The following is a 21,637-nucleotide window of genomic DNA, read 5'->3' as shown; positions in this document are numbered from 1 at the left end:
TTCTTAAAAACAATTTTATTAAGATTAAGGCAGTATACGGGCTTAGTGACTGCCAATTATGAATTAGGAATTTTATAGGTCATGGCCTCATTTGAATTTTTCGAAGACGATCATAGCGATAGCAATGGTCAAGCCCGTTTCACTGTGTTTGGTGTAGGTGGTGCGGGTGGTAATGCTGTACAACATATGTTGCAGTCCGATATCCAGGGCGTAAAGTTTGTTTGTGCCAATACGGACAAGCAGGCATTGGATCGCATGGAAGCCGAATTTAAAATTCAGCTGGGCGAGCAAAGTACCCGTGGTCTGGGTGCAGGTGCAAATCCGCAAGTCGGCCAGACCGCAGCAGAAGAAAGCCGTGAACTGATCCGCCAGCAGCTTGAAGGGACCGATATGGTCTTTGTTACTGCGGGTATGGGCGGTGGTACCGGTACTGGTGCAGCGCCAGTCGTGGCTGAAATTGCGAAAGAAATGGGTATCCTGACCGTTGGTGTCGTGACCACGCCATTTAACTTTGAAGGTAAGCGCCGTCTACAGTCTGCTGAAAAAGGCATCGAAGCCCTTGAGCAGCATGTAGACTCATTGATCATCATTCCAAACCAGCGTTTATTGAAAGTCTTCCGTGATATTTCAATGAAAGATGCATATAAAAAAGCGGATGATGTTCTACTGAATGCAGTACGTAGTATTTTTGATTTGGTGGTCCGTCCTGGCCATATCAACCTTGACTTCGCCGATTTAAAAACAGCCATGAGCACGCGTGGTTATGCCATGATGGGTGTCGGTCTGGGTCGTGGTGAGAACCGTGCACGTCAGGCTGCTGAGCAGGCAATCCGTAGTCCATTACTCGACAACGTGACTATCATGAATGCCAAAGGTATTCTGATTAACGTGACCGGTGGCGATGACGTGACTTTCGGTGAAATTGAAGAAATTACCGATGTCGTGAACCAGATTGTCGATTTAGATGAAGGTCAGGTGTTCTACGGTACCGTTTTTGATCCGGATGCGCGTGATGAAATCAGCGTGACTGTGATTGCAACAGGTCTAACCCGTCATGCAGCGGATTCAGTTGAGCCGACCAAACGTACCAATGTACAGGCAACTCGTCCAGCAGCAGCTACACAGGCTGTGGTGGAAGATGATGACGTACCGGCAATTCAGCGTCAGCAGCATGAAACAGGTGCAGCAGCGAATCCAGCGGCAGCTTCAGTTTCTAGCCCGCGCCCAACACCAATGAGCATTCAGGATTATCTTAAGAATCAACAGCGTAAATAACATGTAACATCATGTGTTTAGCTGGATTAGACAGGAAAGGTGGCTTTTAAGCCACCTTTTTGTTTTTTATCAATGGCCAAATATGCTAACGTATAGCGGTTTTATAGATGAACAGATGATAAAAGCATGTTGAAACAACGTACCCTGAAACGTGTCGTGAAAGCGAGCGGAATCGGTCTTCACAGTGGGCAAAAAGTCATGATTAACTTTGTGCCGCACCATGCCGATGGGGGAATTGTGTTTCGTCGTATAGACCTGAATCCACCGGTGGACATTCCTGCTGATGCCATGCTGATTCAGGAAGCCTTTATGTGCTCGAATCTGGTTCAGGAAAATGCCAAAGTGGGCACCATTGAACATGTCATGAGTGCGATCGCTGGTCTGGGCATTGATAACCTGATTATCGAAGTCTCTGCCTCTGAAGTGCCGATTATGGACGGCAGCGCAGGTCCGTTTATTTACCTGTTAATGCAGGGTGGTTTGCAAGAACTCGATGCCGCCAAAAAATTCGTCAAGATTATTAAACCGGTTGAAGCACTGATTGATGACAAACGTGCCATTTTTAGCCCACATGATGGCTTTCAGCTGAATTTCACCATCGATTTTGATCATCCTGCCTTTAAAAAAGAACATCAGTCCGCCAGTATCGATTTTTCTACTGAAACCTTCGTTTATGAAGTTAGTGAAGCGCGTACCTTTGGGTTTATGAAAGATCTGGATTATCTCAAAGCCAATAATCTGGCGCTGGGTGCCAGCCTGGAAAATGCCATTGGTGTAGATGAAACCGGGGTCGTCAATGAAGAAGGTTTGCGTTTCTCGGACGAATTTGTACGTCATAAAATTCTGGATGCCGTCGGTGATTTATACCTGCTCGGACATCAGATTATTGCCAAATTTGATGGTTACAAATCTGGACATGCCTTGAATAATCAACTTTTACGCAATGTGAAAAGTGATCCAAGCTGCTATGAAATTGTAACATTTGATGACGAAGCCAATTGTCCAATCATGTATGTGAATGTGACATAAGTCATTGTGTTTGTGTCTTTATGTTTTTGTTATTGCTTTAATACTGTGATACACATCACATAATGTTTGCTTTTTAATTTATTACATTTGATTGCGATGTTACTTTTTATTGCTTGCCAAACGTAGTAAAGCTTGGCTAAGCTTAGGGTCGCTTATAAAGTCAGCAGCACTACGAAGTAATTCCTGTGTTTCTGCATTTAAGGCTCTTTCAGGTGTTGCTGAAACAGGTGGCGTTTGCGAAGGATTCCGCAGACAAACTTGAAGTTTAGTGAGATCTGTTAATTCATTTATTTGAGAGAGTTGTGAAATGTATTGCTTTTGAAGATAGGCCAATTGACTGATCATGGCCTGATTTTCACCAGTAATCGTTAACACACCATTTTGATAGCAGACAACTTGCCAGCGTTCCGGTTGGGGCAATAGCGGTTGTACGAGTTTCGTAAGTTTCTGCCAGCCAGCGACTTGTGATGAGAGAAACGAAAAGTTTCCTGTTTTTATCTGTTTTCTTGTTTGTTGAAAAACGTTGACAGGTTCCGACATACATAATTCCTACATATTTATGTCTTAATCTTATGCGCTTCTTTTAGTGGATATCAAGGATAGAGATCTTCAAGGAACTCGATTAAAGCAGTTTAGAGAGGTTTTTTATGCATATGCGACGTATTTTGTTGGCATTTTCTTTATCAGTTTCAGCGGCTTCGGTTGCGTTCGCAGATTTAGTTAATCTAAATCAAGAAAATGGTTCAACAGATCGTATCGAGCAATTGACGCGTACTCTGGCACAGGGTGCATATACTCATCCAGATGATATCGATATTCCAGCACAGACTAAATTGAATGTTCAGCTTCGTGAGAAACCGGTTGAACTAAACAATCGTACGCTTGCTCAGAAGTATGCCAATACTTCATCCAACAAAGCGGCAGCAAACAGTGCTTATTCTTGGCTAATTTCTCATCCTTTACCTAATTCTCGCGTAAGTTCAAATTACGGTGGCCGTACTATGGGTGGCCGCGCTGAAAATCATTCAGGCCTTGATCTTGCAGCGCCAAGTGGTACACCAATCTATGCAACAGGTCCAGGGATTGTGACCAAATCAGGTTGGGGTACAGGTTATGGTCAATACGTTGAAATCAATCATGGCAATGGCTATTTAACACGCTATGCTCATGCTTCACGTCTTATTGCACGTGTGGGAGAGCAGGTGCAAGCGGGTGATCATATTGCTAATGTCGGCTGTACTGGTCGCTGTACCGGTCCACACTTGCATTATGAAGTAGTAAAAGACGGTCAACGTAAAAACCCATCTACTTATTTGGCCATGTTACCTTAAGTATAGACCTGAATAACAAGATGCATCTCTATACATAAAAAATCTCCGATAAGCATTTTAAAGCGTTTAAGCTGAAGGCTCTTCAAGTCAACTTGAAGGGCTTTTTGTTTTATCGCTTTTAGATATCATATTATCACCAACTATTATAATGATTGTATAATAAATCGCCTTTATTGACTATTTTTTGTTATGTTGTGTAATTATACGTCACCCATCATTTAGTTCCTAAATAGTACTGCTAAATCGCATTCAGCTAAGACCATACCTGCTGAGGTCTCAAATATGGTACATATAAGACATTAGATTAGGCTTTTAGGAACTGTAGATTATGGCGTTTTATGGCGATACAGACGCGCAAGAAACCCAAGAATGGCAAGATGCATTTGACTCTGTTTTGCAGCACATGGGCACTGAGCGTGCAGCATTTTTGTTAGAAAAACTTTATCAACGCGCAATTGCAAAGCATGTTCCTATTCAGCGTTTAAATACTCCCTACTTAAATACGATTTCTGTTGAAGAACAACCGGCAATGCCGGGCGACCAGGACATGGAGCGCCGGATTCGTGCGCTGATCCGCTGGAATGCCTTGGCAATGGTATTGCGCGCGAATAAAACCGGTGATGACCTCGGTGGTCACCTGGCAAGTTTTGCTTCTTCCGCAACCCTTTATGATGTGGGCTTTAACCACTTCTTCCGCGCCAATAGCGACAACTTCGGCGGCGACATGATCTATTACCAAGGGCACTGTGCACCGGGTATTTATGCGCGTTCATTTTTAGAAGGCCGTTTGACGGAAGAGCATCTGAATAATTTCCGTCGTGAAGTGGGCGGTAAAGGTTTGCCATCTTATCCGCATCCTTATTTGATGCCGGACTACTGGCAGTTCCCGACTGTATCGATGGGTCTGGGCCCGATCATGTCGATTTATCAGGCACATATTCAAAAGTACCTGATGAACCGTGGTCTGATCAAAGAAGAAGACCGTAAGGTTTGGGCGTATTTGGGCGATGGCGAGATGGACGAGCCGGAAAGCCTGGGTGCAATTTCTCTGGCAGGTCGCGAAAAGCTCGATAACCTGATCTGGGTAGTGAACTGTAACTTGCAGCGTCTGGATGGTCCGGTACGGGGTAATGGCAAGATCATTCAGGAACTTGAGTCATTATTCCGCGGCGCAGGCTGGCGTGTGATTAAAGTTGTGTGGGGCCGTCATTGGGATCCGCTCCTCGACAAAGACAAATCTGGCGCACTGAAAGCAGTGATGGAAGAAGCTGTTGATGGCGATTTCCAGCGTTACCAGGTAAAAGGTGGTGCTTACGCGCGTGAAAAGTTCTTCGGTAAATACCCAGAAGCCAAAGAGCTGGTTAAAGATTTAAGCGACGAAGATATTGATAATCTGAACCGCGGTGGTCACGACCCGTACAAAGTTTTTGCTGCTTATGCCGAAGCATGTACGGCCAAAGGTCAGCCGACCGTGATTCTGGCAAAAACCGTGAAAGGTTATGGTTTGTCGGAAGAAATCGAAGCAGTCAACAAAACTCACCAAATCAAGAAGATGCAAATCAATTCTTTGAAATACGTGCGTGACCGTTTCAACCTTCCTTTCACTGATGAACAGCTTGAAGAAGTACCGTTCTACCGTCCAAGCGAAAATTCCCCTGAATTGAAATATATGAAGGCGCGTCGTGAGGCGCTAGGTGGCTACCTGCCTGCACGTCGTAAGGAAAGCGAACAGCTGGCGATTCCTGGACTTTCAGTATTTGATTCGGTCTTGGCCGGTTCAAATGGTAAAGAACAATCCACCACAATGGTGATGGTGCGTTTAATCTCTGCACTTCTTAAAGAGAAAGCGATTAAAGACCGCGTTGTTCCAATTGTTCCAGATGAAGCCCGTACTTTCGGTCTGGAAGGTATGTTCCGTCAGCTCGGTATTTATGCCGCGCATGGCCAGAAATATACTCCGGAAGACCAAGAACAGCTGATGCATTACCGTGAAGCCAAAGACGGTCACATGTTGCAGGAAGGGATTAACGAAGCCGGTGCGATGAGTGCATGGGCAGCGTTGGCGACCAGTTATTCAACCAATAACCTGCCAATGATTCCGATGTACATGTACTACTCGATGTTTGGTTTCCAGCGTATTGGTGATATTGCCTGGGCAGCCGGCGATGCACAGGCACAAGGCTTCTTGCTGGGTGCAACTGCGGGTCGTACGACACTGAACGGTGAAGGCTTACAGCATCAGGATGGTCATTCACACATCTTGGCCAATACCATTCCAAACTGTGTCTCTTATGACCCATGTTTCGGTTATGAATTGGCAGTGATCGTGCATGACGGTTTGCAACGTATGTATGTGAACCAGGAACGTGTGTTCTATTACTTAACTGTGATGAACGAAAACTACGAGCATCCGGAAATGCCAAAAGGTGTTGAAGAAGGCATCAAGCGTGGTATGTACTTACTGGAAGAAGATGAAAAAGCCACTGTTCAGTTACTGGGCTCAGGTGTGATCCTACGTGAAGTGATCAAGGCAGCGAAGATTCTTCGTGAGGAATATCAAATTCATTCAAATGTCTACAGTGTGACCAGCTTCAATGAACTGGCACGTGACGGTATGGCATGTGAAGAATACAACCGCTTGCATCCGCTGGCTGAAGACGTAAAAGAAGCATGGGTATCGAAACAGCTTCGCGGTACTGAAGGTATCGTCGTGTCTGCAACCGATCATATGCGTGCTTATAGCGAACAGATTCGTGCTTATCTTCCAGATGGCCGTCCATTCGTAGCATTGGGTACTGACGGTTATGGCCGTTCAGATACACGTGCCAACTTGCGTAGTTACTTCGGTGTTGATGCTGCCCATATTGTGGTGGCAACTTTGAAAAAACTGGCAGATGAAGGTGAAGTTGATGCGCGCCTGGTAAAAGATGCGATCTCGACGTTTGAGCTTGATACAGATCGCCCAGTAGCTTGGGCACCTCAAGAAACCCCATCTGTACATGCTGTTGCTGACTACAAAGAGGAGAACTAAGCATGCAAATTACGACTCCTGATATTGGTGTAGATAAGGCAACAGTGGCCGAAATTCTGGTCAAAGTCGGTGATACGATCGCGATCGATGACAGCATTGTGTTACTTGAATCTGATAAAGCCTCTGTTGAAGTGCCTAGCACTTCAGCAGGCGTGATAAAAAGCATTCTGGTGAGCCAGGGTGATGAAGTCGCTGAAGGCGCGGTACTGATTGAGCTACAAGCTGAAGACGGTAGCGCTGATGTGGTCGAGCCACAGCAAGCAGATGCCTCACAAAAAACTTCAGAAAATACTCCGACTTCATTGCCGGATCAGGAAATCATGCAGGAACTGGCTTCGCATCAGCCTAAAGCTTCTGCTGCTCCTGAGGCACAAGCGAGCTCACAGGTGGTTGATGTTCAAATCCCCGATATTGGTGTAGAAAAAGCCACTGTCGGTGAAATTCTGGTTTCTGTCGGTGATGAAATCGAAGTGGATCAAAGCATCGTGGTGGTGGAATCAGACAAGGCGACTGTTGAAGTGCCAAGTACGGTTGCGGGCACAGTGGAATCTATCGAGATTAAAGAAGGCGATACCATTAAAGAAGGTGTGGTCATTCTGAAAGTGAAAACGGCTGTTTCGACAGCATCAGCACCGACAGAAGCACCTCAAGCACCAGTTGCTCAAGCGGCGGCCCAAGAGAAAGCAGTCGAAGTACCAGAAACGCCAGCAACACCTGCGGGTGATGTTGAAGTGATGGTGCCTGATTTGGGTGTAGACAAGGCGGCTGTAGCTGAAATTCTGGTTCAGGTCGGTGATACGGTTGAAAAAGACCAAAGCATCATCGTGGTGGAATCAGACAAGGCGACTGTTGAAGTGCCAAGCACTACAGCCGGCGTGATTAAAGCCATTCATGTGGAACTGGGTCAAAATGTCTCTCAAGGCATTGCACTGGTAACAATTGAAGCTGAAGCACAAGCACAAGCTGCTCCTGTTGCAGCCAAAGCAGAAGCACCGAAAGCGCCTGCTGCAAAAGCAGCACCAGCACCTGCTGCATCTTCTACTCAAACAGTCGCGACATCGGATAATGTCGACAAGCTGACCAAAGAGCAGAATGTCGCTAACTCGAAAGTCTATGCCGGTCCTGCTGTGCGCAAACTGGCACGTGAACTGGGCGTCGTGTTGGCAGACGTTAAAGCATCTGGCCCACATGCGCGCGTCATGAAAGAAGACCTGAAAGCGTATGTCAAAACGCGTCTTACTACGCCACAGGCGGCTCCTGTAGCCGCTGCTGCTCAAGTCGCAGGTCTGCCAAAACTGCCAGACTTTAGCGCTTTTGGTGGTGTGGAAGAGAAAGCCTTGACGCGCTTGCAACAAGTGTCTATTCCACAGTTGTCGCTGAATAATTTCATTCCGCAAGTGACCCAGTTTGATGCAGCGGATATTACTGAACTGGAAGCATGGCGTAATGAACTGAAAGGCAACTTCAAAAAAGAAGGCCTGAGCCTGACCATTATGGCGTTCATCATCAAAGCGGTTGCGCACTTGTTAAAAGAAGAGCGTGAATTTGCTGGTCACTTGGCCGATGATGGTAAGTCAGTATTGCTACGTAACGAGATCCATATGGGTATCGCGGTCGCAACGCCAGATGGTTTGACCGTGCCTGTACTGCGTCATCCAGATCAGAAGTCAATTAAACAGATTGCCACTGAGCTAGGAACCTTGGGTCAAAAAGCGCGTGACAAGAAATTGTCGCCGAAAGACCTGCAAGGTGCGAACTTTACCATCACCAGCCTGGGCTCAATTGGTGGTACAGCATTTACGCCATTGGTGAACTGGCCGCAAGTGGCGATTCTGGGTATTTCACCTGCAACCATGCAGCCGGTCTGGAATGGTGAAGGCTTTGATCCACGCTTGATGCTGCCGCTTTCATTGTCCTACGATCACCGTGTGATCAATGGTGCAGATGCTGCTCGTTTCACCAACAAGCTGACCAAGCTGCTCAAAGATATCCGTACTTTATTGATCTAAAAAATCATGTATATGCCCTTTATTCTCTCTCTGGGAGAAATATAAAGAGGGTGTAAAGAGAAAACCCTGCTTCGGCAGGGTTTTTTGCTGCTGCATTGAAAAATAATCTATTTGATTCTATACTTGGCGCACTTCATTGGGGAGTAGCCGCCTTTTGCGCAAAGCAGAAGGGTGATGGTCAACATATTTGCTCAACCGGGCATGGTCATCATAGCAAAGAACCAAGTCAGCTTTTCCAAGCTTTCTTTTGTTGGCAAGACCTTTGATTTACCACTCTGCAGATTTTGGCTAGCAGGAGCGGTGAGTCATTGGTATTGGATGCTAGCCAGAGAAAGACCTCATGTATGAATTCTTACTGTCGACTGCAATCGTAGCACTGGCTGAAATGGGTGATAAAACCCAACTGCTGGCATTGCTGCTTGCCGCACGCTTTCGCAAACCTGTTCCTATTTTAGTTGCTATTTTATTGGCGACATTGATTAACCACGGCCTTTCTGCAGTATTGGGACAATGGGTAACCACAGTGATTGGGCCGGAAGTACTGCTGTGGATCGTTTCGATTGGCTTTATCGCGATGGCAGTCTGGATGCTGATTCCGGATGAACTCGGGGATGAAAATGCCAGTATCAATAAATGGCAAAAATTCGGTGTCTTTGGCGCAACCTTTATTTTATTCTTTCTGGCAGAAATTGGTGACAAAACCCAGATTGCTACGGTCGCATTGGCAGCACGTTTTGATAGCGTATTCTGGGTGATGCTCGGGACCACTTTGGGCATGATGCTGGCCAATGCACCTGCAGTGTTTTTGGGAGATAAGCTGGCGAACAGACTCCCGATCAGCCTGATTCATAAAATTGGGGCGGCGATTTTCCTGGTGATTGGTGTCGCAACACTGGCTCAACATTATTTCTTTTAAATCATAAAATAATAAATTACATGAATCCTGAGCTAAAAACTCAGGATTTTTTATGGTTAAAATTCTCTCAAAACCTTGGTAAATAGTGTGATATGGCTAGTTTTATTGATTGTAAGTTTGATTAATTCCTTATATTTTATACGGGTATAAAACGTTATTTTTATTATAAATTGGGGAATTTACATGGCTTTTGAACGCACCACATCACAGGTCCTGTTTGATAACGGGACACATAAGTGCATCAGTTTTACCAGTCTGGTTAAAGGTGAAGGCGTTCAGGCAAACCAGTTTCTGATCATTGATCATGAGCGCGCAGCGGTACTTGATCCGGGTGGTGATTTAACCTATGTGCCGCTGACTATGGAGCTGAATAAATATACCCGTTTGACCAATCTGGATTATGTCATGGCCTCGCACCAGGATCCGGATATCATCACCTCGATGCCGCGCTGGCTGGTCTATACGGAGGCCAAAGTGGTGGCATCCAAGCTGTGGGCGCGCTTCTTGCCGCACTTAAACTCGGCCTTTATGAGTGACCGGATGAAAGGCAACTGGCTGGACCGTCTGGTGGAGCTTCCGGATCATGGTCAAATCATTCCACTGGGCCAATCTCATATTGTGGCGGTGCCGGCGCATTTTCTGCATTCGGTGGGGAATTTCCAGTTTTATGATCCGATTGCCAAGATTTTATTTTCAGGTGATATGGGCGCGTCTATGGTCGAAGATGCCGCCAAGCCACTAGAAAATTTTGCCGCGCATATTCCGAAAATGAAAAGCTTCCATCAACGCTATATGTGCAATAACAAGGTCATTCGTCTTTGGGTGCAAATGGTACGCAGCATGGAGATCGAGATGATCGTGCCGCAGCATGGCACACCATTTATAGGCAAAGAGCAGATTAATCAGTTTCTGGACTGGATTGAAACATTGGAATGCGGCACTGACCTGATGGATGAAACGGTTTTTACCTGTCCTGAATAGTTCACACAAAAAATAATTTTTTTCTTGTGTGGAAAAACAACATTTTTTATATTTCTTCTCCAAAAAACTTTTTTTTGATGACGAGAACTTATAAGAAATGTTGTCTCAAGTTCCAAAACCGGATGCGTGTTTAAGCTGCGGGGCGTGCTGCGCCTATTTCAGGGTTTCGTTCTATTGGGCTGAAGGTATTCATATGCCTGAGCACTATACCGAACCTGTGACAGCAGTCTATTCATGTATGGCTGGAACCAATCAAAAAAATCCACGCTGTATCGCACTTGATGGTACCATCGGCCAGCAGGTCAGCTGCGGCATGTATGAGCAGCGCAGTTCATCCTGCAAAGAAGTGCAAATTGCCGATGAGCAATGCAATAAGGCACGTGTAGCACACAATATGTTGCCCTTTGTCCAGATTGAAACTGATAAAGCCGACAATGATGACAGTTTTGAATATGTCAGCTAAATCCACCCAAAGCAGAGCTTAGGCTCTGCTTTTCACTCCATTAAAATGATCGGGGTATATTTAAAATAGGGAACTTCATTATCAGAGGTATTATTGATACTGTTTTAGCACCCACATAGATCTGCGTGTACAAAGCTTGAATAAAAAAATAATTTTGCAATTGCAATGAAATTTAAGCCGATATTTGTTTATAATAGTGCACGGAAATTACCAGTGAGACTGTTATGTTGACCATCGTTCAAGACGCGTTAACCTTCGATGATGTCCTATTACTCCCTGCCTATTCTACTGTTCTTCCAAAAGATGTCTCCCTAAAGACACGTTTAACTCGTGGCATTAACCTGAATATTCCTCTTGTATCCGCAGCAATGGATACGGTGACTGAGTCCCGTATGGCAATTGCAATGGCGCAAAATGGTGGTATCGGTATTTTGCACAAGAACATGGATATCGCTGTTCAGGCTGCAGAAGTGCGCCGTGTGAAAAAATTCGAAGCGGGTATGGTTAAAGACCCGATTACAGTGACTCCTGAGACCACAGTACGTGAATTGATTGCGCTGACTCAAGCCAATAATATCAGTGGTGTGCCTGTTGTGAAAGACGGCAAAGTGGTGGGTATCGTGACAGGTCGTGATACACGCTTTGAAACCAATCTTGAGCAGCCAGTCAGCAATATCATGACTGGTCAGGATCGTCTGGTGACAGTTCGTGAAGGCGAATCGAAAGAAAATATCCAAGCTTTATTGCAACAGCACCGTATTGAAAAAGTATTGGTGGTCAACGATCAGCAAGAGCTGAAAGGCTTAATTACGGTAACCGATTTCCGTAAAGCTGAATTGTATCCAAACAGCTGTAAAGATGATCTAGGTCGTCTGCGTGTTGGTGCTGCGGTTGGTACTGGTGCAGAAACGCCAAGCCGCGTAGAAGCCTTGGTTGATGCAGGTGTGGACGTGATTGTAGTTGATACTGCACATGGCCATTCTGCAGGTGTGATCGAGCGTGTACGTTGGGTTAAGGCCAATTATCCACAAGTTCAGGTGATTGGCGGTAACATCGCGACAGGTGATGCTGCGCTGGCGTTACTTGATGCAGGTGCGGATGCCGTTAAAGTTGGTATTGGTCCTGGTTCAATCTGTACCACGCGTATTGTGGCGGGTATTGGTATGCCACAGATCTCTGCGATTGATTCTGTTGCCAATGCGCTGAAAGATCAGATTCCTTTGATCGCAGATGGCGGTATTCGTTTCTCTGGCGATATGGCCAAAGCGATTGGTGCGGGCGCAAGCACGATTATGGTTGGTTCATTGATGGCCGGTACTGAAGAAGCACCAGGCGAAGTTGAATTCTTCCAGGGCCGTTACTACAAGGCTTATCGCGGTATGGGTTCATTGGGCGCGATGGCGGGTGCGACAGGTTCTGCTGACCGTTACTTCCAGGACTCCAAGGCCGGTGCCGAGAAGCTGGTTCCTGAAGGTATTGAAGGTCGTGTACCGTACAAAGGCCCAATGGGTAATATCGTACATCAGATGATGGGCGGCCTACGTTCTTCGATGGGTTATACCGGTTCTGCGACGATTGAAGATCTGCGTCAGAATGCCAAGTTTGTGAAAATCACTTCTGCCGGTATGTCTGAGTCGCATGTACATGATGTGACCATTACCAAAGAAGCACCAAACTATCGCGTGGGTTAATCTCTCGTGATTTAAAATTTTAAAAAGCCGTCATGCAAATGACGGCTTTTTTATTTTGGTGTAAAGTGTGACTCAAGGAAAAAAATGGGTGATATCAATCATCCGCTAAGAAGTGAGATAAAGATGAGTTATTTTGGTACGGATGGTATTCGTGGAAAGTTTGGCGAATTGCCGATTACCCCTGAGTTTGCCCTGAAACTAGGATTTGCGGCTGGTAAAGTTTTAAAACGTCATAGTAAAAAATCCAAACCATTGGTGGTTCTGGGTAAAGATACCCGTTTGTCTGGCTATATCTTGGAAGCAGCCTTGCAGGCAGGTTTAAATGCCGCTGGCGTTTATGTTCATCTTTTAGGTCCACTACCGACACCGGCGATTGCTCACTTGACCCGTGCCTTACATGCCAGCTTGGGTATTGTCATTTCCGCTTCGCATAACCCGTATTTTGATAACGGCATTAAATTCTTCTCTGCGGAAGGTAAAAAACTACCAGATGCTTTACAAGACGAAATTAATCAGGAACTTGAAAAAGATTTTGTGATTGAAGATACGGCGAATCTGGGTAAAAGTATTCGGGTTAAAGATGCCAACGGTCGCTATATTGAATTCTGTAAATCGACTTTCCCGTATCATCTGGATCTGAATGAACTCACCATTGTGGTGGATTGTGCCAATGGCGCAGCCTATAACGTGGGGCCTGCAGTGTTCCGTGAACTGGGTGCACGTGTGATTGCGATTCACAATGAGCCGAGCGGTTTAAATATTAATGAGGGCTGTGGTTCAACCCATCCGGAAAGCTTGCAACAAGCTGTGGTTCAACATCAAGCGGATTTGGGTATTGCCTTTGATGGAGATGCCGACCGTGTGGTTCTCGTAGATAAAGCCGGTAATCTGATTGATGGCGACCATATTCTTTATATTCTTGCGACTCAAAGCTCGAAAAAACCTTCAGGTATTGTGGGTACCTTAATGAGCAATATGGCATTGGAACTGGCGCTGGAAAAAGCACAAGTGCCGTTATTACGTGCCAAAGTCGGCGACCGTTATGTATTGCAGGGCCTGGAAGAAAATGGTTGGACCATTGGTGGTGAGCCTTCAGGTCATATTCTGACTTTGGACAAGAGCACCACAGGCGATGCGATTATTGCCGCCTTGCAGGTATTAACGGTGATGGTTGAACAGAAAAAAGCCCTGCATGAACTTGTGGCTGACTTTAAACTGTTGCCAAATGTCCTGGTCAATGTACGTTTAAATGCCATGTTTGATCCTTATTCAGTGCCTGCACTGGCAGCTGAATTTGAAAAAGCCGAACAGCAGCTTAAAGGCCGTGGCCGTTTATTGATTCGTAAATCCGGCACAGAACCTGTCATTCGTGTGATGGTCGAAGGCGATGATCTGGCTGAAGTCACCACACTTGCAAACAGCCTGGCAGATGCTGTGCGTGCCAATGCAGCTTAACGGGAACATAGATAATGAGTGATCTGATCAAGGATCTAAGTGAACTACGCCTGAATTATGAAAAAGGCGAGTTACAGGAACAGCAAGTCAATCCGAATCCGCATATGCAGTTCTTGCAATGGTTTAACCATGCACTGGAAGCAAAATTGCACGAGCCCTATGCCATGTCGTTGGCAACAGCCAATGCACAAGGCCGTCCGCATGTGCGTACGGTATTGCTGCGTGGAGCGACTGACGCAGGGTATGATTTTTATACCAACTATGATAGTCAAAAAGGTTTAGATCTGGCTAAAAATCCTTATGCCGAACTGTTGTTCTACTGGCAGGATCAGGAACGTCAGATTCGTATTTCGGGTCGTGTAAAGAAAATATCGGAAGAAGAATCGACCGACTATTATCATAAACGTCCACGCGAAAGCCAGATTGCCGCGCATATCAGTACCCCGCAAAGTGGCATCGTGGCTAGTCGTGAGGAATTGCAGCAACGTTTTTGGGATTTGCATACCCAGGTTGCCAATCAGCAACAGTTGGATAAACCGGTATTTTGGGGCGGTTATCGTCTTGAACCCGATTATTATGAATTCTGGCAGGGCCGTCCGAATCGTCTGCATGATCGTTTAAGTTATCGCAAAAGCGATGATGGCTGGACTTTAGAGCGCTTAATGCCATAACCATGCAAAAACTGGAAATCAAACAACGACCCTTGCTAACCCGTCCTGAAAATTTTCAGGGTGTGCCGGCATTTGTGGCTGAAATTCTGGCCCGGCGTGGGGTAGAGTCCGAGCAGGAACTTGAGCTTAAGCTGAAGCATCTGCTGGCACCGACCATGAAGGGGTTGCCTGAAGCGATTCAACTGATCGATCAGGCGATTGATCGTGGCCAGAAAATCGTGATCGTCGGTGATTATGATGCCGATGGTGCGACCAGTACTGCACTCATGGTTCTGGCTTTGCGTGATATGGGTGCAAAGGTCGATTATCTGGTACCAGACCGTTTTAAATATGGTTATGGATTGACGCCCGCAATTGCAGATCTGGCCTTTGTCAGTTTCACACCTGATTTACTGCTTACCGTGGACAATGGCATTTCCAGCCATGACGGAGTCAAACAGTCACAAGATCATGGCATGCAGGTGATCATTACCGATCATCATCTAACGACCAAGCCGACACCAAAAGCCGAAGCGGTGGTTAATCCGAATCAACTCGGTTGCGATTTCCCGAGCAAGGCCTTGGCCGGGGTGGGCGTGGCGTTTTATGTGCTGGCCAATCTGTCGACCCATCGCAAGAAACTGGGGAAATCCTGTACGGTAATTACCAATTATCTTGATCTGGTAGCGCTCGGTACCTATGCCGATGTCGCCAGTCTGGACTATAACAACCGGATTCTGGTTGATGCAGGTCTGAAACGCATTCAGCAAGGGCAGTGCCGTGCAGGAATCAGTGCACTGCTGGATATTGCCAAACGTGACCCTGCTGGTCTAAAAGCCCAAGATCTCGGTTTTGTTCTGGGCCCGCGAATTAATGCGGCTGGACGGATGGAAACCATGGACATCGGCATCGAATGTCTGCTGGCTCCTGATCTAGCAATGGCCTATCCACTGGCTGAACAGCTGAATCAGCTTAATGTCGAGCGCCGTCAGGTGGAAGGCAAAATCAAGCAGGACGCTTTAAACGAACTTGAGAAAATCCAGTTAGATGCGACGGCATTACCTGCTGCGCTGATCATGTTCGAACCGCATTGGCATCAGGGTGTGATTGGGATTGTGGCAGGCCGTTTGAAAGAACAGTTTCATCGCCCCAGTATTGTTTTTGCTGCCGATGAAGACGGGATCCATATCAAGGGTTCTGCACGTTCGATTGAAGGGATTCATATCCGGGATGCGATTGAACAGGTGGCCGAGCAATATCCACATTTAGTTAGTCATTTTGGCGGACATGCGGCAGCAGCGGGTTTAACCTTGAAAAAAGAAAATTTCGCTGAATTTAAGCAGATCTTTGAAGCACTGATTGCTGCGATGGACAAGGATTTATTTACTGCGACTTTATGGACGGATGGAGAATTGCCAGCTTCTGCTTTTCAGATCGAAACAGTCGATTTATTGCAGAATTTAAGCCCATGGGGGCAAAAATTTCCCCAACCGATTTTTGACGGTATATTTAAAATCATGGACTATCGCTGGCTCAAAGATGTGCATCTTAAATTACGTGTGGCTTTGCAAAATGGTCAGATCATTGATGCCATCGCCTTCAATGCAGCCGATAAATATGACTTCGATCCGATGAAAGATACACGCTTGGTCTACGAGCTGGATAAAAATGTCTTTAATGGCAATGTCAGTCTGCAAATGCGGATTATCCATTTAGAACAATAGGCCATAAAAAAAACCGCTCGAGTGAGCGGTTTTTTTGCTTTTAATTGGAGAGATTAGAAGCGGAAAGTACCGTTAATACCGAAAGAGTCAGCACTGTCAGTGGTTGTGTAGTTCACACCAGCCGCAATAACAGGTGTAAAGAATTTTTGTGCACGAACACTAAAAATAGTATCTGATTCATCAGCAGTAGAGTCAGCAAAAGAAACACCAACGCTAAGTGTAGGATCAATATAAAGATCAGCAGCTAAGCGATAAGCAGTTTCATCACCGAAATATGTTACTCCCTCGAAATTAGTAAAATGATTACCAATTTGAGTCACATATTTAGCTCGCAAAGAAACAGCGGTGTCTTCACCTACAGCTACACCGTAACCAAGGGTGCTAGCAAATCCAATTTTAGAAGCAAGCATAGGATCTACACTTTCTTTAGCAACTCCTAGAGCCAATAATAATCCATTAACTGGTAGGTAACCCGCTTCTAAAGAATAGCCAGTAGTGTCATCAGATTCTTCAGAAGTTAATCCAGGAGCACGTACGCTAGCTGTATAATCTACTTGGTTTAAACTACCAGCGATATAAAATTGAGAATTAGGAATAAAGAATTCACCATTAATACCAATAATCTCAAACTCTTCTTCTGCATTAATACCAGCTTCGCTCAATTCATTTTGAGCATTAACGTATCCTAAACCAATATTACTAGCTTTATTTAAAAAGGCAGCTTCAGCTAGAGGAGCATTTTTAGTATTTACGGTATTTAAGTAGTATTTACCGTTAACAAAAAATAAATCCCCATCAGAGTCAAGTTCAAATCCACCTAGATTATTTTCAAAGTCAGTGTTTTCATACCCAACATTAAGTTCAGTTTGGTAAGCATGTGCAGTTCCCAGGCCAGCAAGAAGCGCTGTAGCAAGAGCAAGTTTCTTAAGCATTTAGATTTCTCTCTTTGTTATAAAAATATGACTGTTTGATGAACAGTTGTAACAAATTGTACAGTTTATATTCGCCCCGTCAATGTGCAAAAATACCTAAATGCTTGTTAAGAGTGCAATAAAAAAACCCATCCGAGGATGGGTTTTCTATGAATGACTAATTTTTGGTTTTAGATTAGAAGCGGTACTTCGCTGCTACACCAAAGGTATTGTAGTCATTGTTAAACTGTTCACCAAAGCCGACACGGCCTTCTAAGCTCACTTGCTGGTTAATGAACTTACGTGCATTGATACCAAATTCGCTCTTGTCGGTAATATCATTGTTGTGATAATCAGCACCGACACTCAAGGTTTTGTCGATGAAATAATCTGCTGCCAGATTGTATTCATCTAAATCACCAAACGCTGCACCTGCTTCCAGGTTGATGTCTTTACCGTTGCTAAGTGTAGTGACATATTTAGCACGCAATGTTGGATCTACGCCATCATCATTGTCGTTATCCCAACCTTTTACACCCGCCGCAATCAATAGACCTGGCGCTGGCAGATAACCGACTTCAGCTGCATAGGTGGTTAAATCATTTTCTACATCATCATTGTCTTGCAGATCATGGCCATTGACGTTACCGCTTAAGTAGAAGTCAGAATTCGGTACGAAGTACTCTGCACCTACGCCATAACGATGCGCTTCAGAATCACCAATTTCATTATATTGATATTGCGCACTCACGTTGCTAGCACGATCAAGGAATGCTGCTTCTGCTAATGGTGCATTACGTGTTTGAACTGGATTGAAGTAATATGTACCATCAACGCCGAAAGAACCGCTAGTTCCACCGTTGTCAGGATCAAACACTCCTGCTGATGCACCAATTTCTGCTTGGTAAGCATGTGCTGCTGTACCAGTCATTGCTATTGCTGAAAGTAGTGCCGAAGCAATCGCTAATTTTTTCATGGTTACTACCCCTCAAATCGTGAGTTAAAAACATTACACTTTTTGTTACAACTTTCAGTCTAGAGCAATTCCAAAGATCGTCAATCAAAGGAAAGTTACAGTAATGTGAATAGCGTAATCTTGTGTAATTTTTGCTGAACAAGTGACTGAATAATAAAATTAAATTTATAATGTAGTGTTTTATTAAAAGTGTGTAGATATTGTGGAATCTATTGAATTCGCTGATTTTTTATACAGAACAATAAGAAATCCTAAATTATAAAATCAATTACAAAATTATATTTCGGTCATAAAACGGGGCTAAAAAGCCGATAAAAATTTCCGATAAAAAGACGCAAAAGAGTCTATGAGATGTTGAAAATTGGGTGAGGGAAATACAGGTCTAAATGCTCAAGATATTCGAGCTTTAGACTGAATGGATCGTTAAAATAGCGGAAATAGACTGTGCTATAATATCGGGCTAAGAATTTTGTGCCTAATTTTGATTGAGAGTAATTCACGTGGAAATTAATCCGTATCTAAACCAATTAAAAGACTTAAACGAACGTGGTCAAACACTACGGGGGTATCTTTGACTACGATCTGAAAAAAGAGCGTTTAGAAGAAGTCCTGCGTGAATTAGAAGATCCAACGATCTGGAATGATCAGAGTCGTGCTCAAGCAATGGCCAAAGAAAAAGGCGAGCTTGAAAATGTATTAAATGTGCTGGATCGCTTAAGTACCCAGCTTGAAGATGCACAGGCTTTGCTTGATCTGGCGGTTGAAGCGGATGATGAAAGCTTGCTAGAAGACGTACAGGCTGAACTGAGCACGGCTGAAGAAGAACTGGCCAAGCTTGAATTTCGCCGTATGTTCAATAATCCGATGGATCCAAACCCTTGCTATCTTGAAATTCAAGCTGGTTCAGGCGGTACAGAAGCACAGGACTGGGCGTCTATGTTGCTACGTATGTATCTACGCTGGATTGAACGTCATGGCTTTAAAGCAGAAGTGATGGAAGAATCTGATGGCGATGTTGCCGGGATTAAATCTGCGACGATTCGTGTGGAAGGTGAGTACGCCTATGGCTGGTTACGTACCGAATCTGGTGTACACCGTTTAGTGCGTAAATCACCATTTGACTCGGGCAACCGTCGTCATACCTCATTTTCTGCCGTGTTTGTCTCACCTGAAGTAGATGACAATATCGAAATTGAAATCAATCCGTCCGATGTTCGTACCGATACTTACCGTGCATCAGGGGCGGGTGGTCAGCATATTAACAAAACAGATTCTGCCGTGCGTTTAACCCATGCACCGACCGGAATTGTGGTGGCCTGTCAGAACCAGCGTTCACAACATGCCAACCGTGACCACGCCTGGAAGCAGTTACGTGCCAAACTTTATGAGCTCGAGATGAGCAAACGTAACGAAGCGGCACAAGCACTGGAAGATTCCAAGTCTGACATTGGGTGGGGTAGTCAGATCCGTTCTTATGTCCTGGATGATTCACGTATTAAGGATTTGCGTACAGGTGTGGAAAATTCCAATACTGGCGCAGTTCTGGACGGTGATCTGGACAAATTTATCGAAGCAAGCCTGAAACAGGGCTTGTAAGAAGTTGTTTAAATAGCTGGCGTAACCAAGCTTGTACAGATTGTGACTCTTATATCTAAATTATTCGATATATAAATCGTAAAAATACGATATAATGGTCGCAGATGCTGAATAAAGTTTCGTTGCGCCACTGATTGTGATGTGCCTATGGACCTTGATCTAATTTTTAAAGCCTTAGCCAATCCGACCCGTCGACAAATTCTGGAGTGGTTAAAATCTCCGGAGCAATATCTGTCTGCGGAAGAGTGTGGTGGCTTTCAACGTGGGGTCTGTGCAGGTCAAATTGAACGTTTGGGCCAGGTTTCCCAGTCCACCATGTCCAATCACCTGTCGGTGTTACAGCAGACTGGCCTGATCACTGCGACCAAGCATGGACAGTGGTCATATTTCTCCCGCAATGAAACTTTGATTCAACAATTTATCGAACACCTACAACAACACCTTTAACAGGTGGGAGTAACGATGGCTGAATTAAATTCTCCTTTAACGCTCGGTGCGTTAGAGCTTAAAAACCGTGTCATCATGGCGCCGCTGACCCGTAACCGCGCAACTGCTGATCGCGTTCCAACCCCAATGATGGTTGAGTACTATGCGCAACGTGCAAGTGCTGGCCTGATTATTTCTGAAGCCACAGTGATTTCTGAAGAAGCCAATGGCTATTTAAATACTCCAGGATTGTTTACCGATGCTCAGGTCGAAGGCTGGAAAAAGGTTACTCAAGCGGTTCATGAGAAGGGCGGTCTGATTGTTGCCCAGCTTTGGCATGTTGGTCGTGTATCGCATCCGGATCTGTTAAATGGTGAAACACCAGTCTCTGCAAGTGCAGTACAACAGGCGGGTCATGTCAGCTTGTTACGTCCAAAACGTCCTTATGTGTTGCCGCGTCCGCTGGAAATTTCGGAAATTCATGCCATTACCGAGCAATATAAGCAAGCCGCGATTCGTGCTAAAGAAGCCGGTTTTGATGGTGTTGAATTACATGCTGCCAATGGTTATCTGATTGACCAGTTCTTGCAAAGCAAAACCAATCAGCGTGAAGATGAATACGGCGGTTCAGTGGAAAATCGTACACGTTTCCTGCTAGAAGCAACTGATGCACTGATTGAAGTATGGGGCGCAGATCGTGTAGGGGTGCATTTTGCGCCGCGTTGTGATGATCATGACATGGGCGACAATGATCCACGTGAAACATTTGGCTATGCCATGGAGCAGCTGGGTAAGCGCAAGATTGCCTTCTTCTTTACCCGTGAATATCTGGCAGAAGACAGTATTTCTGAATATATGAAACAGCGCTCAAATGGAGTGCCTTATATTGCCAATATGCAACTAAGTCGTGAAGATGCCATTGAATTACTGGCTTCAGGCAAGGCTGATGCGGTGGCTTTTGGTAAGGCGTATATTGCCAATCCGGATCTATACGAACGTCTGCTCGAAGATGCGCCGCTGAATGAACTGAAGCTGGAAAATATGATCGGAACCAATGTCGCGGAAGGCTATATTGATTATCCGACATTGGCTGAAGCAGAAGCTTTAACTACAGTAGAATAATCTAAAAATGAGCCACATTGATTAACATGTTGATGTGGCTCTGCTATATTC

18 protein-coding genes and 1 riboswitch are annotated in these 21,637 nt (G+C 45.1%); of the genes, 15 read left to right on the top strand and 3 right to left on the bottom strand.

Annotated features, from left to right (window positions below):
- Positions 1–81 precede the first annotated feature (81 nt).
- A complete protein-coding gene (ftsZ, locus tag NI466_RS04340; RefSeq protein ID WP_004281317.1) occupies positions 82–1,275 on the top strand; it encodes a cell division protein FtsZ in 1,194 nt (397 codons plus the stop codon).
- 126 nt (positions 1,276–1,401) lie between these two features.
- Positions 1,402–2,304, top strand: coding sequence for a UDP-3-O-acyl-N-acetylglucosamine deacetylase (lpxC, locus tag NI466_RS04335; RefSeq protein WP_253172859.1), 903 nt, complete (start codon positions 1,402–1,404; stop codon positions 2,302–2,304).
- Between the two features lie 99 nt (positions 2,305–2,403).
- Here lpxC and NI466_RS04330 read toward each other — a convergent pair whose 3' ends face one another.
- On the bottom strand, positions 2,404–2,844 hold the full coding sequence (locus tag NI466_RS04330) for a DciA family protein (RefSeq protein ID WP_005245716.1): 441 nt from the start codon (positions 2,842–2,844) through the stop codon (positions 2,404–2,406).
- A 107-nt stretch (positions 2,845–2,951) separates the two neighbouring features.
- Between NI466_RS04330 and NI466_RS04325 the strand changes: the two genes are divergently transcribed.
- The 10 genes from NI466_RS04325 to recJ all read left to right on the top strand — a co-directional run bounded on the left by NI466_RS04325 (position 2,952) and on the right by recJ (position 16,555).
- Positions 2,952–3,635: a M23 family metallopeptidase gene (locus tag NI466_RS04325; protein ID WP_005245719.1), complete on the top strand. Its 684-nt coding sequence runs from the start codon at positions 2,952–2,954 to the stop codon at positions 3,633–3,635.
- A gap of 328 nt (positions 3,636–3,963) precedes the next feature.
- A complete protein-coding gene (gene aceE, locus NI466_RS04320; protein WP_253172858.1) occupies positions 3,964–6,666 on the top strand; it encodes a pyruvate dehydrogenase (acetyl-transferring), homodimeric type in 2,703 nt (900 codons plus the stop codon).
- Between the two features lie 2 nt (positions 6,667–6,668).
- Positions 6,669–8,675, top strand: coding sequence for a 2-oxo acid dehydrogenase subunit E2 (locus tag NI466_RS04315; RefSeq protein WP_253172857.1), 2,007 nt, complete (start codon positions 6,669–6,671; stop codon positions 8,673–8,675).
- Between the two features lie 126 nt (positions 8,676–8,801).
- Positions 8,802–8,943: riboswitch (yybP-ykoY riboswitch) on the top strand.
- A gap of 72 nt (positions 8,944–9,015) precedes the next feature.
- A complete protein-coding gene (locus NI466_RS04310; RefSeq protein WP_004729168.1) occupies positions 9,016–9,591 on the top strand; it encodes a TMEM165/GDT1 family protein in 576 nt (191 codons plus the stop codon).
- 183 nt (positions 9,592–9,774) lie between these two features.
- The gene (locus NI466_RS04305; protein WP_253147831.1) at positions 9,775–10,572 is read left to right on the top strand and encodes an oxygen-binding di-iron domain-containing protein; all 798 of its coding nucleotides are present in this window, start codon (positions 9,775–9,777) and stop codon (positions 10,570–10,572) included.
- 97 nt (positions 10,573–10,669) lie between these two features.
- Positions 10,670–11,035 (top strand): YkgJ family cysteine cluster protein, encoded by a 366-nt coding sequence (locus NI466_RS04300; protein ID WP_253147830.1) that lies wholly within the window; start codon positions 10,670–10,672, stop codon positions 11,033–11,035.
- A 224-nt stretch (positions 11,036–11,259) separates the two neighbouring features.
- Positions 11,260–12,726 (top strand): IMP dehydrogenase, encoded by a 1,467-nt coding sequence (gene guaB / locus NI466_RS04295; RefSeq protein ID WP_004281332.1) that lies wholly within the window; start codon positions 11,260–11,262, stop codon positions 12,724–12,726.
- Positions 12,727–12,849: 123 nt separating this feature from the next.
- Positions 12,850–14,181 carry a phosphoglucosamine mutase gene (gene glmM, locus NI466_RS04290; RefSeq protein ID WP_044111393.1) on the top strand — a complete coding sequence of 444 codons (1,332 nt, stop codon included), beginning with the start codon at positions 12,850–12,852 and terminating at the stop codon, positions 14,179–14,181.
- Between the two features lie 14 nt (positions 14,182–14,195).
- Positions 14,196–14,852, top strand: coding sequence for a pyridoxamine 5'-phosphate oxidase (gene pdxH / locus NI466_RS04285; RefSeq protein ID WP_253172855.1), 657 nt, complete (start codon positions 14,196–14,198; stop codon positions 14,850–14,852).
- A 2-nt stretch (positions 14,853–14,854) separates the two neighbouring features.
- On the top strand, positions 14,855–16,555 hold the full coding sequence (gene recJ, locus NI466_RS04280; protein WP_253172853.1) for a single-stranded-DNA-specific exonuclease RecJ: 1,701 nt from the start codon (positions 14,855–14,857) through the stop codon (positions 16,553–16,555).
- Positions 16,556–16,608: 53 nt separating this feature from the next.
- On the opposite strand, the gene NI466_RS04275 is transcribed toward recJ, so the two are convergent.
- Both NI466_RS04275 and NI466_RS04270 read right to left on the bottom strand, forming a co-directional pair.
- Positions 16,609–17,487, bottom strand: a complete 879-nt coding sequence (locus tag NI466_RS04275) for a putative porin (RefSeq protein WP_004729177.1) — start codon at positions 17,485–17,487, stop codon at positions 16,609–16,611.
- A 175-nt stretch (positions 17,488–17,662) separates the two neighbouring features.
- Positions 17,663–18,442 carry a putative porin gene (locus NI466_RS04270; protein ID WP_004729179.1) on the bottom strand — a complete coding sequence of 260 codons (780 nt, stop codon included), beginning with the start codon at positions 18,440–18,442 and terminating at the stop codon, positions 17,663–17,665.
- A gap of 500 nt (positions 18,443–18,942) precedes the next feature.
- Here NI466_RS04270 and prfB point away from each other — a divergent pair.
- The 3 genes from prfB (at position 18,943) to NI466_RS04255 (ending at position 21,586) form a co-directional block, all read left to right on the top strand.
- Positions 18,943–20,038, top strand: a protein-coding gene (gene prfB / locus NI466_RS04265) for a peptide chain release factor 2 (protein WP_101627160.1) whose coding sequence is annotated in 2 segments (ribosomal slippage) — positions 18,943–19,014 and positions 19,016–20,038 — 1,095 coding nt in all. Because the reading frame shifts where the segments join, the coding sequence is not laid out codon by codon here.
- Between the two features lie 147 nt (positions 20,039–20,185).
- The gene (locus NI466_RS04260; RefSeq protein WP_004281346.1) at positions 20,186–20,485 is read left to right on the top strand and encodes an ArsR/SmtB family transcription factor; all 300 of its coding nucleotides are present in this window, start codon (positions 20,186–20,188) and stop codon (positions 20,483–20,485) included.
- 15 nt (positions 20,486–20,500) lie between these two features.
- Complete coding sequence (locus NI466_RS04255) at positions 20,501–21,586, top strand: alkene reductase (RefSeq protein ID WP_004729181.1); 1,086 nt, start codon at positions 20,501–20,503, stop codon at positions 21,584–21,586.
- Positions 21,587–21,637: the final 51 nt, after the last annotated feature.

The organism is Acinetobacter lwoffii (genome assembly GCF_024129595.1).
Taxonomy (GTDB): Bacteria; Pseudomonadota; Gammaproteobacteria; order Pseudomonadales; family Moraxellaceae; genus Acinetobacter; species Acinetobacter lwoffii_O.
The sequence above is the reverse complement of the archived record's forward strand: the minus strand, read 5'-3'. Positions and strand labels throughout refer to the sequence as shown.

Bases quoted from the DNA above. Each gene is read 5' to 3' on its own strand.
- lpxC (WP_253172859.1), top strand. From the start codon at position 1,402: ATGTTGAAACAACGTACCCTGAAACGTGTCGTGAAAGCGAGCGGAATC.
- ftsZ (WP_004281317.1), top strand. From the start codon at position 82: ATGGCCTCATTTGAATTTTTCGAAGACGATCATAGCGATAGCAATGGT.
- NI466_RS04325 (WP_005245719.1), top strand. From the start codon at position 2,952: ATGCATATGCGACGTATTTTGTTGGCATTTTCTTTATCAGTTTCAGCG.
- NI466_RS04305 (WP_253147831.1), top strand. From the start codon at position 9,775: ATGGCTTTTGAACGCACCACATCACAGGTCCTGTTTGATAACGGGACA.
- NI466_RS04310 (WP_004729168.1), top strand. From the start codon at position 9,016: ATGTATGAATTCTTACTGTCGACTGCAATCGTAGCACTGGCTGAAATG.
- pdxH (WP_253172855.1), top strand. From the start codon at position 14,196: ATGAGTGATCTGATCAAGGATCTAAGTGAACTACGCCTGAATTATGAA.
- aceE (WP_253172858.1), top strand. From the start codon at position 3,964: ATGGCGTTTTATGGCGATACAGACGCGCAAGAAACCCAAGAATGGCAA.
- NI466_RS04255 (WP_004729181.1), top strand. From the start codon at position 20,501: ATGGCTGAATTAAATTCTCCTTTAACGCTCGGTGCGTTAGAGCTTAAA.
- NI466_RS04260 (WP_004281346.1), top strand. From the start codon at position 20,186: ATGGACCTTGATCTAATTTTTAAAGCCTTAGCCAATCCGACCCGTCGA.
- recJ (WP_253172853.1), top strand. From the start codon at position 14,855: ATGCAAAAACTGGAAATCAAACAACGACCCTTGCTAACCCGTCCTGAA.
- NI466_RS04275 (WP_004729177.1), bottom strand. From the start codon at position 17,487: ATGCTTAAGAAACTTGCTCTTGCTACAGCGCTTCTTGCTGGCCTGGGA.
- NI466_RS04330 (WP_005245716.1), bottom strand. From the start codon at position 2,844: ATGTCGGAACCTGTCAACGTTTTTCAACAAACAAGAAAACAGATAAAA.
- NI466_RS04270 (WP_004729179.1), bottom strand. From the start codon at position 18,442: ATGAAAAAATTAGCGATTGCTTCGGCACTACTTTCAGCAATAGCAATG.
- guaB (WP_004281332.1), top strand. From the start codon at position 11,260: ATGTTGACCATCGTTCAAGACGCGTTAACCTTCGATGATGTCCTATTA.
- NI466_RS04315 (WP_253172857.1), top strand. From the start codon at position 6,669: ATGCAAATTACGACTCCTGATATTGGTGTAGATAAGGCAACAGTGGCC.
- NI466_RS04300 (WP_253147830.1), top strand. From the start codon at position 10,670: ATGTTGTCTCAAGTTCCAAAACCGGATGCGTGTTTAAGCTGCGGGGCG.
- glmM (WP_044111393.1), top strand. From the start codon at position 12,850: ATGAGTTATTTTGGTACGGATGGTATTCGTGGAAAGTTTGGCGAATTG.